The organism is Cellulosimicrobium composti, assembly GCF_010287905.1.
Taxonomy (GTDB): domain Bacteria; phylum Actinomycetota; class Actinomycetes; order Actinomycetales; family Cellulomonadaceae; genus Cellulosimicrobium; species Cellulosimicrobium composti.
Map to the genome: position 1 here is coordinate 19,472 of NZ_JAAFAN010000024.1, position 16,417 is coordinate 35,888.

General features: G+C 76.0%; 18 protein-coding genes. 7 read left to right on the plus strand and 11 right to left on the minus strand.

Annotated elements, in window-relative coordinates; translation table 11 throughout:
- Positions 1 to 128: 128 nt before the first annotated feature.
- Both GYH36_RS08895 and GYH36_RS08900 read right to left on the minus strand, forming a co-directional pair.
- Entirely contained in the window at positions 129 to 1,442 is a 1,314-nt protein-coding gene (locus tag GYH36_RS08895; protein WP_312028568.1) for a sigma-54-dependent transcriptional regulator family protein, read from the minus strand.
- Positions 1,443 to 1,510: 68 nt separating this feature from the next.
- On the minus strand, positions 1,511 to 2,437 hold the full coding sequence (locus GYH36_RS08900; protein ID WP_162289674.1) for a LysR family transcriptional regulator: 927 nt from the start codon (positions 2,435 to 2,437) through the stop codon (positions 1,511 to 1,513).
- 88 nt (positions 2,438 to 2,525) lie between these two features.
- Here GYH36_RS08900 and GYH36_RS08905 point away from each other — a divergent pair, with 88 nt between their 5' ends.
- The 3 genes from GYH36_RS08905 to GYH36_RS08915 all read left to right on the plus strand — a co-directional run bounded on the left by GYH36_RS08905 (position 2,526) and on the right by GYH36_RS08915 (position 5,586).
- Positions 2,526 to 3,908, plus strand: a complete 1,383-nt coding sequence (locus tag GYH36_RS08905) for an aspartate aminotransferase family protein (RefSeq protein WP_162289675.1) — start codon at positions 2,526 to 2,528, stop codon at positions 3,906 to 3,908.
- Positions 3,909 to 4,060: 152 nt separating this feature from the next.
- Positions 4,061 to 4,972 carry a sulfurtransferase gene (locus tag GYH36_RS08910; protein WP_024841056.1) on the plus strand — a complete coding sequence of 304 codons (912 nt, stop codon included), beginning with the start codon at positions 4,061 to 4,063 and terminating at the stop codon, positions 4,970 to 4,972.
- A gap of 155 nt (positions 4,973 to 5,127) precedes the next feature.
- Positions 5,128 to 5,586 (plus strand): SufE family protein, encoded by a 459-nt coding sequence (locus GYH36_RS08915; protein ID WP_162289676.1) that lies wholly within the window; start codon positions 5,128 to 5,130, stop codon positions 5,584 to 5,586.
- Between the two features lie 99 nt (positions 5,587 to 5,685).
- On the opposite strand, the gene GYH36_RS08920 is transcribed toward GYH36_RS08915, so the two are convergent.
- The 6 genes from GYH36_RS08920 to eda form a co-directional block, all read right to left on the minus strand.
- Positions 5,686 to 6,663, minus strand: a complete 978-nt coding sequence (locus tag GYH36_RS08920; protein ID WP_024841054.1) for a bile acid:sodium symporter family protein — start codon at positions 6,661 to 6,663, stop codon at positions 5,686 to 5,688.
- Between the two features lie 78 nt (positions 6,664 to 6,741).
- Positions 6,742 to 7,512, minus strand: a complete 771-nt coding sequence (locus GYH36_RS08925; protein WP_024841053.1) for an SDR family NAD(P)-dependent oxidoreductase — start codon at positions 7,510 to 7,512, stop codon at positions 6,742 to 6,744.
- A gap of 25 nt (positions 7,513 to 7,537) precedes the next feature.
- Positions 7,538 to 7,945, minus strand: a complete 408-nt coding sequence (locus GYH36_RS08930; RefSeq protein WP_024841052.1) for a TFIIB-type zinc ribbon-containing protein — start codon at positions 7,943 to 7,945, stop codon at positions 7,538 to 7,540.
- Positions 7,946 to 8,064: 119 nt separating this feature from the next.
- Positions 8,065 to 8,436 carry a DUF8817 family protein gene (locus GYH36_RS08935; protein ID WP_115942207.1) on the minus strand — a complete coding sequence of 124 codons (372 nt, stop codon included), beginning with the start codon at positions 8,434 to 8,436 and terminating at the stop codon, positions 8,065 to 8,067.
- Between the two features lie 189 nt (positions 8,437 to 8,625).
- On the minus strand, positions 8,626 to 9,753 hold the full coding sequence (locus tag GYH36_RS08940) for a sugar kinase (RefSeq protein ID WP_024841050.1): 1,128 nt from the start codon (positions 9,751 to 9,753) through the stop codon (positions 8,626 to 8,628).
- A 2-nt stretch (positions 9,754 to 9,755) separates the two neighbouring features.
- On the minus strand, positions 9,756 to 10,415 hold the full coding sequence (gene eda, locus GYH36_RS08945) for a bifunctional 4-hydroxy-2-oxoglutarate aldolase/2-dehydro-3-deoxy-phosphogluconate aldolase (protein WP_024841049.1): 660 nt from the start codon (positions 10,413 to 10,415) through the stop codon (positions 9,756 to 9,758).
- Between the two features lie 68 nt (positions 10,416 to 10,483).
- Here eda and GYH36_RS08950 point away from each other — a divergent pair, with 68 nt between their 5' ends.
- Together GYH36_RS08950 and GYH36_RS08955 are read left to right on the plus strand one after the other, a co-directional pair.
- Entirely contained in the window at positions 10,484 to 11,362 is an 879-nt protein-coding gene (locus tag GYH36_RS08950; protein WP_162289677.1) for an IclR family transcriptional regulator, read from the plus strand.
- Between the two features lie 25 nt (positions 11,363 to 11,387).
- A complete protein-coding gene (locus GYH36_RS08955; protein ID WP_225873366.1) occupies positions 11,388 to 11,792 on the plus strand; it encodes a universal stress protein in 405 nt (134 codons plus the stop codon).
- A gap of 51 nt (positions 11,793 to 11,843) precedes the next feature.
- Here the strand turns inward: GYH36_RS08955 and GYH36_RS08960 are convergent, their stop codons facing one another.
- Positions 11,844 to 12,722: an NAD(P)H-binding protein gene (locus tag GYH36_RS08960; RefSeq protein WP_155099670.1), complete on the minus strand. Its 879-nt coding sequence runs from the start codon at positions 12,720 to 12,722 to the stop codon at positions 11,844 to 11,846.
- Between the two features lie 139 nt (positions 12,723 to 12,861).
- On the opposite strand from GYH36_RS08960, the gene GYH36_RS08965 reads away from it, so the two are divergent.
- Positions 12,862 to 13,272 (plus strand): winged helix-turn-helix transcriptional regulator, encoded by a 411-nt coding sequence (locus GYH36_RS08965; RefSeq protein WP_024841045.1) that lies wholly within the window; start codon positions 12,862 to 12,864, stop codon positions 13,270 to 13,272.
- Positions 13,273 to 13,274: 2 nt separating this feature from the next.
- Here GYH36_RS08965 and GYH36_RS08970 read toward each other — a convergent pair whose 3' ends face one another.
- Positions 13,275 to 14,351, minus strand: a complete 1,077-nt coding sequence (locus GYH36_RS08970) for a hypothetical protein (RefSeq protein WP_162289678.1) — start codon at positions 14,349 to 14,351, stop codon at positions 13,275 to 13,277.
- Entirely contained in the window at positions 14,348 to 15,472 is a 1,125-nt protein-coding gene (locus tag GYH36_RS08975; protein WP_162289679.1) for an SPFH domain-containing protein, read from the minus strand. The genes GYH36_RS08970 and GYH36_RS08975 overlap by 4 nt, the downstream gene beginning before the upstream one ends.
- 235 nt (positions 15,473 to 15,707) lie before the next feature.
- On the opposite strand from GYH36_RS08975, the gene GYH36_RS08980 reads away from it, so the two are divergent.
- Positions 15,708 to 16,349, plus strand: a complete 642-nt coding sequence (locus GYH36_RS08980; protein ID WP_312028569.1) for a nucleotidyltransferase family protein — start codon at positions 15,708 to 15,710, stop codon at positions 16,347 to 16,349.
- Positions 16,350 to 16,417 lie beyond the last annotated feature (68 nt).

Consider the following 16,417-nt stretch of genomic DNA (forward strand, 5'->3'; position numbering starts at 1 on the left):
CGCCGCGCTCCTGGGAGGTCGCCGCCGGGCGGGGGGACGCCCGACGGCGGTGCGCGGCACGGCGCGTCGTCGCGCCGTGGCACGACGCTAGGCGGGCGAGGGTTGCAGGACCGTTGCAGCGGTGGGCGTCAGGCGAGCTCGTCGTCGAGGAGGTCGAGGTGGGCCCGGGCGCGGACCCACAGCGGGCTGCCGTGGGGCGCGACCTGCTGGAGGCGGGTCCACGCCGCGTGGTCCTCGGCGCCGTCGTCGGTGCGGGTCCAGGCGTCGAGGACGTCGGGGTCCCCGGTGGCGAGGGCGGCCGTGCGCACCTCGGCGGTGAGCTCGGCGCGCAGGTGCTCGACGGCCGGTGCGCCGGAGCGCGGCAGCACGGGCCCGCGGTAGGCGGCGATCGCGCCGAGGGCGTCGCCGAGCGCGAGCCGGTCGCGCACGACGTCGACGTCGGTGCGCAGCGGGCGCGCGAGCCGGTAGGGGCGTGACCCGGCGAGGAGCGGCCCGGCGACGCGGCGCAGGCGTGAGACCTCGGCGCGGACCGTGACGTCGGACAGGTCGCCGGGGTGCAGGAGCACGGCGAGCTCGTCGGCCGAGAGCCCGCGCGGGTGCGCGGCGAGGAGCGCGAGGATCTCGGCGTGCCGCAGCGACAGGCGGTGGTCGAGGCCGTCGGGCGCGCGCAGCACGGGCGTCGACCCGAGGACGAGCAGCTCGGGGCGCCCGTCGCCCGGCGGCCCGGGCACCGGTCCGGCGGCACCGGCCTGCTCACCCGTCGCGGCGCGCCGGGCGAGCTCGCGCTCGAGGCTGAGGACGGTCGCGCGCACGAGGGACAGGACGACGCCCGAGGCGGCCGACTGGCGTCCCGTGACGTCGAGCACGCCGAGCACGCGGCCGCTGCCGGGCTCGTGGATGGGCACGGCCGTGCAGCTGAACGCCTGCACGGGCCGCGAGAAGTGCTCGGCGCCGAGGACCTGCACGGCGCGGCGGGCGGCGAGCGCGGTCCCGGGCGCGTTCGTCCCGACCCGCTCCTCGCGCCACACGGACCCCTCGACGAAGCCGACGCGCTCGACGGACTCGCGCAGCGCGCGGTTGCCCTCGACCCACAGGAGCCGGCCAGCGTCGTCGGACACGGCGACGGCGAGACCGTCGTCCACGGCGGCGTCGACGACGAGCTCGCGCACCACGGGCATGACGGCCGCGAGCGGGTGCGCCTCGCGGTACGCGACGAGGTCGTCGTGCGCGAGGCCGGAGCCGGTGCGGGGTCCCTCGGGGTCGACGCCGCTGTGCAGGGAACGGCGCCAGGAGTCCGCGACGACGGGGTGCACGCCGTGGGGCAGGACGCCGCTGTCGAGGAACGAGCGGTAGGCGGCGCGCACCGAGCGGGGGTCGCGGCGCGCGTCGGCGCGTCGCGGGTGCGCGTCGCTGCGCAGCGGCGGTGCGGGGGTGCGCGGCACGGGGCCTCCGACGTCGTCGTGCGGTGCGCCCAGTGTAGGCCGCGGCGCGCGGCACGCGACCGTGGCGCTCACCGGGCCGCGCCCGGCGCCGAGAGCGCGGCGTCGGCCTCCCGCGCGACCTGGCGCAGTCCTGCGAGCACGACGCTCGTCGCGGCCGTCGGGGGCGCCCCGCGCCGCACGGCCGCGTACACGGGCCGGGTGCGCGGCGCGCGCAGCGGCCGGGCGACGACGTCGTAGCGCGGGTCCACGGCGAGCCCCGGCAGGAGCGCGACGGACAGGCCCGCCTCGACGTGCGCGAGGAGCAGCTCGTGGCTCGGCAGGCGCGCGACGACCCGCGCCTCGAAGCCGGCGTCGCGGCACGCGCTCTCGACGAGCGTGGACAGGTACCGGCCGGGCAGGTCGGCCGACCAGCGCGCGTCCGCGAGGCCGGCGAGGTCGACCGGTCCGTCCGCGCCACCGGTCCCGCTCGGGGCGACGAGGACCACGGGGTCCTCCAGCAGCGGGACCGTCGCGACGTCGGGCCCGGCGAGCCGGGCGCCGTCGAGGAGGTCGGCGGTGACCGCGACGTCGACGTCGGCGCGACGCAGCGCCGGCCCGCTCTCGCGCGGGTCGAGCTCGACGACCTCGACCTCGACGCGCGGGTGCTCGACGGCGAGCCGTGTGGCGAGGGGGATGACGAGCGCACGCACCGCGCTGGAGAACGCGGCGACCCGCACGGCGCCCGCGGGGTGCCCGTCGGGGTGCGCGAGCTCGGCCTCCGCGAGCGCCATCTGGTCGAGGATGACGCGCGCGTGCGCGGCGAGGGTGCGGCCCGCGGGCGTGAGCCGGACGCGGCGACCGGCGCGCTCGACGAGGCGCGTCCCGGTCTCGGCCTCGAGCGTCGCGAGCTGGGCGGAGACGGCGGACGGGCTGAGGTGCAGCGAGGCGCCGACGGCCCGCACCGTGCCGAGGCTGTCGAGCCGCGCGAGGATCTGCAGGCGTGCCGCGTTGAGCACGGGACCTCCGGTCTGTGCGCGTTTTCCGCACAGACTGTACGCAGACTCGTGCTGTACGTGCACAGACGTCTGTCCCTACGCTCGACGCATGACGGCCGCCTCCTCCCCCGCCCTCGTCCCGTCGCCCGTCGCGTCGCCCGCGGCGCCGGACGACGCGTCCCGCTTCTGGGCCGACGCGGACCGGCACCTCGTCCGGTACGGCGGCCCGTTCACGCCCGAGATCGTCGAGAGCGCGTCCGGCAGCTTCGTCACGACGGCCGACGGCCGACGTGTCCTCGACTTCACGTCGGGCCAGATGAGCGCGATCCTCGGCCACGGGCACCCCGCGATCGTCGAGACGGTCCGTCACCAGGTCGCGACGCTCGACCACCTGTTCTCCGGCATGCTGTCGCGCCCGGTCGTCGACCTCGCGCGCCGTCTCGCCGGGACCCTGCCCGACCCCCTCGAGAAGGTGCTCCTGCTCTCGACCGGCGCCGAGTCGAACGAGGCCGCGATCCGCATGGCGAAGCTCGTCACGGGCGGCCACGAGGTCGTCTCGCTCGCGGGCTCGTGGCACGGCATGACGCACGCGGCCGCCGCCGCGACGTACAGCGCGGGCCGGCGCGGGTACGGCCCGACGGCGCCCGGCAACCTCGTCGTCCCCGTGCCGAACGCGTACCGGCCGGACCACCTGACGCCCGACGGCGAGCACGACTGGCGCCGCCAGCTCGACCTCGCGTTCGACCTCGTCGACGTGCAGTCGACGGGCAGCCTCGCGGCGTGCATCGTCGAGCCGGTCCTCAGCTCGGGCGGCATCGTCGAGCTCCCGCCGGGCTACCTCGCCGCGCTGCGGGACAAGTGCCACGAGCGCGGGATGCTGCTCATCCTCGACGAGGCGCAGACGGCGCTGTGCCGCACGGGCACGTGGTACGCGTTCGAGGGCCGCGACGGCGAGGAGCCGGTGGTGCCGGACGTCCTCACTCTCTCCAAGACGCTCGGCGCGGGGCTGCCGCTGGCGGCCGTCGTGACGAGCGCCGAGATCGAGCAGCGCGCCCACGAGCGCGGGTTCCTCTTCTTCACGACGCACGTCTCCGACCCGCTCGTCGCGGCCGTCGGCAACACCGTGCTCGACGTGCTCCAGGGCGAGCGCATGGACGACCGGGTGCGCGTGCTGGGCGACCGCCTGCGCGCGGGCCTCCTCGACCTCCAGGACCGCCACGCCGCGATCGGCGACGTGCGCGGGCGGGGCCTGCTCCAGGGCATCGAGCTCGTGCGGGACCGCGAGACCAAGGAGGGCGCCGACGACCTCGGCGCCCTGGTCACGCGGCGGGCGCTCGAGCTCGGGCTCCACATGAACGTCGTGCAGCTGCGCGGGATGGGCGGCGTGTTCCGCATCGCGCCGCCGCTCACGGTGAGCGAGGAGGAGCTCGACCTCGGGCTGGCGATCCTGGACCGCGCGCTCGGCGACGCGACGCGCGAGCTCCTCGGCTGACGGCCCGGTCGGGCGGCCGGAGGGGCTCGCACGACCGTCCGCTGCGTGCGTTTACACAGTCTCAGCATGCGCGACGGGCCTTCCGTGATGCGGACAGCAGACCTAGCCTGACGCTCGGACGGACCACCCTTCACCCGCGCACGGAGGACACCATGCCCGCACCCCTCGACACCAGCGAGAAGATCAGCCAGTACGCCCACCCCGACCGCCTCGTGAGCACCGACTGGCTCGCCGAGCACCTCGGGCAGCCGGGCATCGTCGTCGTCGAGTCGGACGAGGACGTGCTGCTCTACGAGACCGGTCACATCCCGGGCGCGGTGAAGATCGACTGGCACACCGACCTCAACGACCCCGACACGCGCGACTACATCGACGGCAAGGGCTTCGCCCAGCTCCTCGGCAGCAAGGGCATCGCGCGCGACACGACGATCGTCGTCTACGGCGACAAGAACAACTGGTGGGCCGCGTACGCGGCGTGGGTCTTCACGCTGTTCGGCCACGAGGACGTGCGCCTGCTCGACGGCGGCCGCGGCAAGTGGATCGCGGAGGGCCGCGAGATCACGACGGACGTCCCGGCGCCCGAGGCCGTGGAGTACCCGGTCGTCGAGCGCGACGACGTGACGATCCGCGCGTTCAAGGAGGACGTCCTCGCGCACATCGGCAACGGCCCGCTCGTCGACATCCGCTCCCCGCAGGAGTACACGGGCGAGCGCCTGCACATCCCGGACTACCCGGAGGAGGGCGTGCTGCGCGGCGGACACATCCCGACGGCGCGCAACGTCCCGTGGGCGACCGCGGTCGCCGAGGACGGCACGTACAAGTCGCGCGAGCAGCTCGAGGCGATCTACCAGGAGGGCGGCCTCGGCCTCGCGACGGACGACGAGGTCGTCACGTACTGCCGCATCGGCGAGCGGTCGAGCCACACGTGGTTCGCGCTGACCTACCTGCTCGGCTTCGACAAGGTCCGCAACTACGACGGCTCGTGGACCGAGTGGGGCAACGCGGTGCGCGTGCCGATCGTCAAGGGCGAGGAGCCCGGCGAGGCCCCGGCGTCGCTCAACTGACCCGCGTCCCGCGCGTGCCCGACGGCGCGCGGCCCGCTCCCTCGTGGGGCGCGCCGCGCGCCGTCGGCGTCCGCGGGCATACGGGGCGCACGCCGGGCGTTCCGCACGGTGGGACCGAGTCCCGGTCGCCCGCCCCCGATGCAAGGATCGACACCATGAGCTCCTCGTCCGACGCCCCGTCCCTGCCCGCGGCTCTCGCGGAGATCCGCGAGGACTTCCTCGCGCTGCCGGAGCGCGAGCGTCTCCAGCTCCTGCTCGAGTTCGCGAACGAGCTGCCCGACCTCCCGGAGCGCTACGCGAGCGCGCCCGGGCTGCTGGAGCACATCGAGGAGTGCCAGTCCCCCGTGCGCGCGTTCGCGGAGGTCGACGACGCGGGCGTCGTGCACTTCTACGCGACCGCGCCGGCCGAGGCGCCGACGACGCGCGGGTTCGCGTCGATCCTCGCGCAGGGCCTCTCCGGCCTGACGGTGCAGGAGGTGCTCGACGTGCCGGACGACTTCCCCATGTCGATCGGCCTGACGCGCGCGGTGAGCCCGCTGCGCATCGGCGGCATGAACGGGATGCTCACGCGCGCCAAGCGCCAGGTGCGCGAGCAGGTAGCGGCCCGCGGCTGACGGGAGGCCCGTCCGGACCCGCCGAACATGCGGTCGTCGCCCGCCCGGCCGCCGCGACGGGCCACCTCCGCATGGTCGGCGTCGGTCGGGTCATGGGCGTCAGTCTCGGAGGGCCAGGCGTCGCGCCAGGACCGCGCAGACGACGAGCTGCAGCTGGTGGAACACGATGACCGGCACGGCGACCACGCCCGCGACGGCGACGGGGAACAGCACCGCGGCCATCGGCAGGCCCGTCGCGAGCGACTTCTTGGACCCGCACATGAGCAGCGCGACGCGGTCCTCGGTGGACAGGCGTAGCGCGGCACCGCCCCACCACGTGAGCGCGAGCATCACGGCGAGCACGAGCGCGCTCACGACGAGCAGCGCGACGACCGACCACCCGGACACGCTCGACCACACGCCCGCCGACGTCGCCGCCGCGACGGCGCCGAACACGACGACGAGGATCGTGCCGCGGTCCACGCCGAGCGTGAGCCACCGGCGAGCACGGATCCAGTCGCCGACCCACGGCTGCACGAGCTGACCGACGACGAACGGAAGCAGGAGCTGCAGCAGCACCGTGCGCAGGCCGCCGAGGCCGCCGCTCGGGGCGTCGGCGCCCCCGTCCGCGCCGGTCATGAGCCACAGCACGAGCAGGGGCGTGACCACCATGCCCGCGACGTTGGACACCGTGGCCCCGCAGATCGCGCCCGCCACGTTCCCGCGCGCGACGGACGTGAACGCGACCGACGACTGCACCGTCGACGGGAGCAGGGACAGGTAGAGCACGCCCGCGGCGAGCGGCGCCCCGACGAGCGGCTCGACCGCCCACGCCGTGACGATCCCGAGCACGGGGAACACGACGTACGTCGCGGCGAGGATCCCGCCCTGCAGGCGCCAGTTGCGCAGACCTGCCCAGACCTCGCGCGTGGACAGGCGCATGCCGTAGACGAGGAAGAGGACGGTCACCGCGACGTCGGCCACCGCGTCGACCACGCGCTGCGCGCCCGGCCCGACGGGGAGCACCAGCCCGAGCACGAGCACGACGAGCAGCGTGACGACGAACGGGTCGACCCACCGGCTCAGGACTGCGCGCACGGGGACCGAGCCTAGCCCGGCGCGCCGCCCGCGCCGCGCGGGCGACCGGTCCGCGGCCGGGCGAGCCCGGGGCGCCGCTCAGAAGAGCGTGTACCCGCCGTCGACCGTGACGACGGCGCCCGTCATGAAGCTCGACGCGGCGCTGGCGAGGAACACGACGGGCGGGCCGATCTCCTCGGGCTCGGCCCAGCGCCGCATCGCGGCCGGGGCGACGCAGTCGTCGTAGTACTCGGGCCGGTCCACGGGCGACGCCTCGGTGCGCACGTACCCCGGCGCGACGGCGTTCACGCGGATGCCGTGCGGGGCCCACTCCGCGGCGAGGCCCTTGGTGAGCTGGTGCACCGCGGCCTTGGACGCCAGGTAGGCGGGCTGCCACCGCGGCCGGTTGACGATCGACGCGGAGATCGAGCCCACGTTGACGATCGTGCCGGGCCGGCCCTGCGCGACGAGCGACCGGGCGACGGCGCGCGAGCAGTACCAGACGCCGTCGAGGTTCGTCGCGAGCGTGCGGTGCCACACGTCGTCACCGATCTCGAGCGCCGCGCCGCCGATGGACACGCCCGCGTTGTTGACGAGCAGGTCGACCGTGCCGAGGTCCGCCGCCGCGCGCGCGACGACGTCGTCCACCTGGTCACGGTCCGTCACGTCGAGCGCGTAGCCGCGGGCCTCGATGCCGTCCGCCGCCAGTGCGGCCGCGGCCTCCTCGGCGGCGACGGCGGTCGTCGCGGTCAGCGCCACGCGCGCTCCCGCCTCGCCGAGCGCGCGGGCCACGGACTTCCCGATGCCGCGGCTCCCGCCCGTGAGCAGGGCCGTGCGGCCGGCGAGCGAGAACGTGTCGAGGACGGTCACGCGGCACAGTCGACCACGGCCCGCGTCAGAAGTCGAAGAGGTCCTCGAGCCACGACTCCTTCTTCCTGCGCTTCCGGTAGCGGGGATCGTCCCCGTCGCGCCCGTCGTCGCGTCGGTCCCGGTCGTCGCGGTAGCGGTCGTCGCGGTAGCGGTCGCGGTCGTCGTAGCGCCGGTCGTCGTGCCGCGCGTCGGGCCGGGGTGAGCCGTAGGCGGGGGCGGGCGCCGGCGGGTACGACGTGGGGGCGGGCGCCGGCGGCGCGGCCGCCGCGGGCCCGGCGACCTCCGCCGCGATCTCGCTCTCGAGCGAGCGGTCGATGATCTTGTCGAGCTCACCGCGGTCGAGCCAGACGCCGCGGCACGTCGGGCAGTAGTCGATCTCCACGCCCTTGCGCTCGGTCATGACGAGCACGCTCTGGTCGATGGGGCACAGCATGGAGGTCCTCCGCTCGGGTGGGCGTCGTCGTCCGCACGGCTCGTCGCGCGGTGCTGGCAGTCCAACGTGCCGCCACCCGCCGGGGTTCCCGCGCGGCGGCGTCGCCCGTCCTCGTCCGCTCAGCCCTCGTCCGCGCCGAGCTGCTCGCGCAGCTCCTCGGCGAGGTGCCGCTCGTCGTCGAGGGCCGCGAGCGCGTCGGCGAGCAGCGGGAGGGCCTCGGCGCCCGCGAGGAACCGGGCCGCCCCGGCGTCGTCGTGCAGGCGCAGCGCGAGGTCGGCGCGCAGCACGAGCGCGCGGAACCGCAGGGGCTCGGACACGGTGCGGGCGCGGACGCCCTCGGCGTCGAACGCGCGGTCGAGGACGCGAGCGGCCCCGGCGGCGTCGCCGGCGCCCCGCAGGATCCGCGCGTGCTCCACGGCACGCGCCAGGTCGAGGGCGGGATCGACGCGCCGTCGGGGCAGGCTCGGCGCGAGCGACTCCCGTCCCGACACGTCCACCTCCCGAGCTGCCCCCGCGACCGCGCGTCCACCCTAACCCCGGGCCGCGCGCGCCGCCCGAGATGCCTGGAACGCGCAGAACGCGCAGACGGCGGGGCGTCGCGCGGGCGCGGGCGGGGGGTGCGACGGGAGTCCGAACGCGGAGCGGGACCGACGGCCCGCGACCCGCCCCGCGCACGCGGGTCAGCGCTGCACACGCGCGCTACCGCCCGAGGCGAGCGCGCGGACCTCGGCGAGCGACGCCGTCGACGTGTCGCCGGGCGTCGTCATCGCCAGCGCGCCGTGCGCGGCACCGTACTCGACCGCCTCCTGGATCGAGCCGAGCTCCATGAGCCCGTACGCGAGCCCGGACGCGAACGAGTCGCCGCCGCCCACGCGGTCGAGGATCTCCAGGCCGGGACGGTGCGTCGCCTCCGCGAACCCCTGCACGCGCGACCACGCGATCGCGCCCCAGTCGTTGACGGTCGCGGTGCGCACCGCGCGCAGCGTCGTCGCGACGACCTGGAAGTTCGGGTACTCCTCGGCCGCGCGCGTGATCATCGCGCGGAACGCCGCGGTGTCGAGGTCGGTGAGGCTCTCGTCCACGCCCTCCACCTCGAACCCGAGCGACGCGGTGAAGTCCTCCTCGTTGCCGATCATCACGTCGACGTACCGTGCGAGGCGGCGGTTCACCTCCTGGGCGCGCTCGACGCCGCCGATGCCCGTCCACAGCGAGGGCCGGTAGTTGAGGTCGTAGGAGACGACCGTGCCGTGACGGCGCGCGGCGGCCATGGCCGCCTCGGCGACCTCCGCCGTCGACGCCGAGAGCGCGGCGAAGATCCCGCCGGTGTGGAACCAGCGCACGCCACGGCCGAACACGTCGTCCCAGTCGACGTCCTCCGGGCGCAGCTGCGCGATCGCGGTGTTCCCGCGGTCGGAGACGCCGACCGCGCCGCGCACCCCGAACCCGCGCTCGGTGAAGTTCAGGCCGTTGCGCACCGTGCGACCGATGCCGTCGTACGGGCGCCACTGCACCCAGCGCGTGTCGAGCCCGCCGGTGAGCACGAGGTCCTCGACGAGGCGCCCGACCTCGTTGTCGGCGAGCGCGGTGACGATCGCGCCGCGGAGGCCGAACGCGCGGCGCAGGCCCCGCGCCACGTTGTACTCGCCCCCGCCCTCCCACACGTCGAAGCGGCGGGCCGTCCTGATGCGGCGCTCCCCCGGGTCGAGGCGCAGCATGACCTCCCCGAGGGCGACGACGTCGTAGGCGCACTCGGCGGCGGGGCGGACGGCGAGCGGGGCCGGGGCGGACGCGGCGGCGGTGTCGGTCATGGTCAGGCTCCTTCGGCGGGGCGGGGGGCGGTGGCGGCGAGCGCGACGGCCTCGCGCGTGCGGCGGGTGATCTCGGCGGCATCGCCCGCGCGCGCGAGCGACGCCTCGACCATCCACGAGCCGCCTGCGGCCAGCACGGCGGGCAGCGCGAGGTAGTCGAGCAGGTCGGCGGCCCCCACGCCCCCGGTCGGGACGAACCGCAGGCCGGGGAAGGGCGCCGAGAGCGCCTTCACGGCGGCCGGCCCGCCGAGGACGTTCGCCGGGAAGAGCTTCACGGCGTCGAGGCCGAGGTCGAGCGCGGCGATGACGTCCGACGGCGTCGCGACCCCCGGCAGGACCGGCACGCCGAGCTCCTGCGCCCGGCCGACGACGGTGGCCGAGAGCCCGGGCGAGACGAGGAAGCGCGCCCCGGCCTCGACGGCCTCGTCGACCTGGGCCGCGGTCACCACGGTCCCGGCGCCCACGAGCACCTCGGGCACCTCGCGCGCGACCGCCTCGATCGCCGCGCGCGCCCCGGCGGTACGGAACGTGACCTCCGCGACGGGCAGGCCGCCGTCGCGCAGCGCGCTCGCGACGAGCACGCCCTGCGCCGCGTCGTCGACGACGACGACCGGCACGACGCGGGCCCGGGCGATCGCCTCCAGGGGTGCTGGGGATGACATCCTCACTCCGTTTCGCTATGGTGAACGCTCGTTGTTCACTACGGAACACCCTAGGCGAAGGAGCGGCGATGGCGGAAGCCGGGACCACGCCGGGCGGTGGCGGGCGCGACGACGACGCCGCGCCCGCCGGGCACGCGAGCCCGCTCGGGAGCGTGGACAAGGCGCTCGTGGCGCTCGAGGCGCTCGCCGCGGCCGGACCCGCCGGCGTCGCGCTCGGCGACCTGGCGCGCTCCCTCGGCCTGCACAAGGCGTCGCTGCACCGCACGCTCGCGGCCCTGCGGTACCGCGGCTGGGCCGAGCAGGACGCCACGACCGGCGACTACCGGCTCGGGCCCGCCGCGACCGCGCTCGCGACCGTCTACCTCGGCGAGGAGAACCTCCCCGCCCTCCTGCACCCCGCGCTCGTCGCGGTGTGCCGGGCGACCGACGAGCTCGTGCACCTCGGCGCGCTCGCCGGGACCGAGATCGTCTACCTCGACAAGGTCGAGCCCGCGCGCGCCGTGCGCGTGTGGTCCGCCGTCGGGCGGCGCCGCCCCGCCGCGACCACCGCGCTCGGCCGCGCGCTGCTCGCCCACCGCCCGCTCGACGACGACGCGCTCGCCTGGTACGCCGCCGCCGCTCCGGACGACCACCCGGTCTCCCCCGCCGCGCTCCGGGAGACGTGCGAGGCGACCCGCGCGAGCGGTTTCGCGACGGAGACGGAGGAGAACGAGCCGGGGATCAGCTGCGTCGCCATCCCGGTCCTGCGGGGCGGTCAGTCCGTCGCGGCCGTGAGCGTCACCGCGCCCGCGGAGCGCCTCGGCGCGCGCCGGCGCCGGGAGGTCGAGGCGGTCCTGCGCGACGTCGTCCCACCCCTGCTGCCCCCCACGCTCACCGTCCCGGACGCGGTGCTCGCCGGTCGCGGCGCCCCGCGGTCCCGCCGGAGCGCAACCGACGCCGCCCTGTGAGAGAGTTCAACCGCAGCACGACGGAATGACGGAAGGGCCCCTCGCGATGACCGTCCTCGTGGCGTACAACGACTCCCCGCAGGGCGAGACCGCGTTCCGGGCGGCCGTCGCCGAGGCGGTCCACCGCGCGACCGACCTCGCGGTCCTCGTCCTCACGCCCCAGGACGCCGACGCGGGCGTGCCCGCGAGCCTCGCGCACCTCCTCGACACGCTCCCCGCCGAGGTCGCCCGACCCGAGATCTCCTACCGCCCGGAGCACGTCGACCCGGCCGAGGCCATCGTCGGCGCGGCCGAGCGCACGACGCCCGACGTCGTCGTCGTGGGCGCTCGCAAGCGCTCGCCCGTGGGCAAGTTCCTGCTCGGGAGCACGACGCAGCGCGTGCTGCTCGACTCCCCCGTCCCGGTGCTCGTGGTCAAGGCGTCCCACTGACGGACGCCCCCGGGCGGCCGCCCGGCGTCCCGGACGGCCGCGACCGCCGGCTCAGCCCTGCGCGACGGCGGCCCGCAGGCCGTCGACGAGCGGCGTCGTCGGGCGGCCGAGCAGACGGCGCAGGTCGCCCGTCGTCTCGGCGAGCAGCCCGTCGCGGATGTCGCCGTCCATCGTGACGACGAACCCGGCCGTGCCCGCGTCGAGCCCCGCCGCGAGCAACAGCTCGCGCCGCTCGTCGGACGACACGCGCCGGTACGTCACGGGGCGACCCAGGACCTCGGCCGCGGCGGCGGCGAGGTCGTCGAACGTCCACGCGACGTCGCCCCCGAGCTCGTACACCGCGCCGGCGTGCGCGGCGGCGTCCTCGTGCGCCGCGAGGGCGACGACGGCCGCGGCCTCGGCGTAGTCCGCGCGGCTCGCGCTCGCGACGCGGCCGTCGCCCGCGCTCGACACGATCTCGCCGGTCTCGCGGGCCGCGAGCACGTCGCCGACGTAGTTCTCCGTGTACCAGTTGTTGCGCAGCACCGTCGTGGCGAGCCCCGACGCGGCGAGCAGCTCCTCGGTCGCCCTGTGCTCGGGGGCGAGGACGAGGGCCGACGTCGTGGCGCGCGGCGCGCTCGTGTAGACCACGCGCGCGACCCCGGCCGCCCGGGCGGCCTCGACGACGTTGCGGTGCTGCTCGACGCGCCGCCCGACCTCGGAGCCCGAGACCAGCACGAGGACGTCGACGCCCGCGAGCGCCGGCGCGAGCGTGTCCGGGCGGGCGTAGTCGGCCTCGCGGACCTCGACGCCGCGGTCGGCGAGGTCGGCGGCCCGCGCGGTGGTGCGCGCGAGGGCGACGACCCGGGAGGGGTCAGCGCCCCGGGCGAGGAGGGACTCGACGACGAGGCGGCCGAGGTGACCGCTGGCTCCGGTGACGGCGACGGACATGCGTGGCTCCTTGTGGTGCGTGACGGCGGCCGGACGGCCGCGACCTCCAGCATGCACTTACTTTTCGACAGTGCCAACCCATAGCCTGTGCTGTGAAGGTCACAGCGCTGGCTGCGCCGCAGCGCCGTATCCTGGGGCGATGACGACCGACGCGCCCCCCGTCGAGGACGGCGGACCCACCGACGCGATGGTGGCCGACGTCTTCCAGCGCGACTGCACCTCGCGGCACGTCCTCGCGGCCGTGACGGGGCGCTGGGGCGTGCTCACCGTCGCCGGGCTGCGCGACGGCGCGGTGCGCTTCAACGCGCTGCGGCGCCGGATCGACGGCGTGAGCGAGAAGATGCTCGCCCAGACGCTCCAGGCGCTCGAGCGCGACGGGATCGTCGTGCGCGAGGTGCGGGCGACGATCCCGCCCCACGTCGAGTACTCCCTCACCGACCTCGGTCGGCGCGTCGCGGACCGCCTCGCGGACCTCATCGACGTCCTGGAGGGCGCGGTGGGCGAGGTCGAGGCGTCCCAGCGCGCGTACGACGCGCGCCGGGACGCCTGAGCTCACGTCTGCGAGCGCACGTACCACCAGACGACCGCCGCCACGACGAGCAGTCCCGCGAGGACGGCGAGCACGATCTTGCCGACGCTGTAGGGACGGCGCCCGATCACCTGGCCCGTGTTCGCGTTGACCATGACCTGCCACTGCGCGCCCGCGTACACGTACGTCGCGATCCACAGCGGCAGGAGCACGAGCTTGAACATCACGTCCGCGTACGTGGTGCGGACCGAGCCGACGCGCTGCTCGTCGCCCCCGATGTCGCGCTCGACGTCGTCGCGGATGACCGTCGCCATCCTCTCCTTGGCATGCGCGAGGCCCGCGGGCGGCTCGACGTCGTAGCGCGCCGCCGCGAACCCGGCGAGGTACTCGGGGCGGAACGGCACGGCCCGCGCGAGCGGCCACGGCCCGAGCCGGGCGAGGTCGCGCTCGGGCACCTGGGAGGACGCGGGCACGAGCACGTCGTCGAAGTCGCGCGCGACACGTCCCGCGACCGGCGTCCAGCTCACGCGACGCTCCTGGCGCTCCTCGTCGCCGTTCTTGACGGTGACCCAGTACGCGTCGCCCCGCTGTCCCGTGTAGGCGGACGAGGTACGCGCGTCGAACGTCCAGTGCGGCACGTACGACCCGTGGAGCGACTCGGTGTCCCCGACCTTCTTCAGCTCGCGCGGCGCGAACCACCGCGAGCGGACCCAGCGCCGGAACGCCTCGCGCGCCTGGGCCTGCTCGACCGCGAACGGGACGACGGCCTCGGGCTGCACGAGCCCGTCGGTCTCGGCCGCGGCGACGAGGTGCCCGCCGCAGAACCGGCACGCGAGCGACAGGTCGGTGCCCTGCGTCGTGGCGCCGCACCCGTCGCACACGAGCGTCCGGGCGTCGAGGATCCCGGCGCGCACGCCGCCCTGCGCCGCGGCCCACGCGTCGAACGAGTGCTCGTCGACCGCGTCGCCGGGCGCGTGCTCGATCGCGACCGTCCCGCCGCACGCGACGCAGCGCAGGTGCTGCGTGCCCGGCGCGTACGCGAGCTGCGACCCGCACGCGTCGCAGCGCGTGCGGACGAGCGCGTCCTGGGTGTCGCTCACGGCAGGGGCGGCGGGGTCGCGGCGAACAGCGACGCGAGCGCCGGGACCTGCCCGGCCGGCGTCCACGCGGCCATGCCCTCCTGCCACACGAGCGAGTCGCGCGTGACCTCGCCGGCGCGGACGCGCGCCCCGAGGTCGGCGACGCTGCCGGGGCCCGCCTGCGTGCCGCCGACGGCCCAGTACCAGGGCGACCCGGCGCCGGGCAGCGGCGGGGGCCCGGCGGGCGGCGCCGCCGGCGCCGCGGCGGGCTGGGCCGGGGCTCCGAGGGACTGCGCGAGCTGCTGGCCCATGGCCGCACCGATGCCCATCCCCGCGCCGAGCCCGAGCCCGTCGCCCGCGCCGCCCGGGTTCGTGGCCGCGGCCTCGATCGCGTTCGCCGCCTGGAACTTCGTGTACTGGTCGAGGTTCCCGACGACGGCCATCTGCGTGCGCTTGTCGAGCGCCGCCTCGACCTCGGGCGGGAACGAGACGTTCTCCAGGACGAAGCGCGGGACGGTCACGCCGTACTCGGACAGGTCCTCCGAGAGCTGGCCGGCCAGGCGCGTGGCGATCTCGCGCTGGTTCGCGGCGAGGTCGATCGCGGCGACCTCCGTCTCGGCGAGAGCCGGACCGAGCTGGCCGACGACGAGCCGGCGGAAGTAGTCGCCGATCTCGTCCGTGCGGAACTGCGGGTCGGTGCCCACGAGCTGGCGCAGGAGCGCCGACGGGTCGACGACCTGGAGCGCGTAGGTGCCGAACGCGCGGACGCGGACGGCGCCGAGCTCGGGGTCGCGCAGGATCACGGGGTTCTGGGTGCCCCACGTGAGGTCGGTGAACTGGCGCGTCGCGACGAAGTACACCTCCGCCTTGAACGGCGAGCTGAACCCGTACTTCCAGCCCTGGATCGTCGACAGGATCGGCAGGTTCTTCGTCTCGAGCGTGTACGTGCCCGGGGCGAACACGTCGGCGAGACGACCCTCGCTGACGAACACCGCCGTCTGGCCCTCGCGCACGACGAGCTTCGCCTGGTTCTTGATCTCGTTCCCCTGACGCGGGAAGCGCCAGACGATCGTGTCCCGGCTCTCGTCGAGGAACTCGATGATGTCGATCAGCTGGCCGCGCAGCTTCTCCATGAAGCTCATCCGGACTCCTTCGCTCGTCGTGCGGGCGGGACCCGGGCCGGCGTCAGGACCGGCGGGCCCCGTCCCGGCGCGCCGAGCATAGCGGCACCCCGGCCCGCCGATGAAGTCCCCAAGAGATGGTCAAGAGGCCAGGTCGCCGGACCGTCGCGGACGACGGCGCGCGCCGCTCCCACGGACGCGCCCGGGGCCGGGGCGCTCCCGGCCGCAGCGGCGCGCGGCGCCCTATCCTGGCCGGGTGCCCGAGCCGACCGACCCCCTGCCGCGCACCGTCGCCGTGCTGCTCGCCGCGGGCGCCGGGACCCGGCTCGGGCGCGGCCCCAAGGCGCTGCTCCCCCACCGCGGCGGCACGCTCGTGGACCACGCGACCGCGACGCTGCTCGCGGGCGGGTGCGACGCGGTCGTCGTGGTCCTCGGCGCCGAGGCCGCGCGGGTGCGCGCCGCGGCGGCGCTCGACGACGCCCGCGTCCACGTCGTCGACAACCCCACCTGGGAGTCCGGCATGGCGTCGTCGCTGCGCGTCGGCGTCGCCGCCGCGCTCGACCTCTCCCCCGCGCGCGTCGTCGTGGCGCACGTGGACCAGCCCGGCGTCGGTCCCGACGACGTCGCGCGCCTCCTCGCGGCCCACCGCCCCGGCCGCGTGACCGCGTCGCGCTGGACGGCCGCCGTCGTGCCGGACGTCACGGCGGGCCCGCGCCCGCGCTGGGCGCACCCGCTCGTCGTCGACGCCGCGCTCGCCGCACCCGCGGCCGCGAGCGCCCACGGCGACCACGGCGCACGCGACTTCCTGCGCACCCACTCCGACCTCGTCGACGTCGTCGACCACCCGGGCGACGGCCGCGACCTCGACACCGAGACCGACCTCGACCTCCTCGACTGACGGACGGGACGACCGCACCGACGCCCACGACGACCGGAGGAGACCCTCCCCCGGGCGCCGACCCCAGC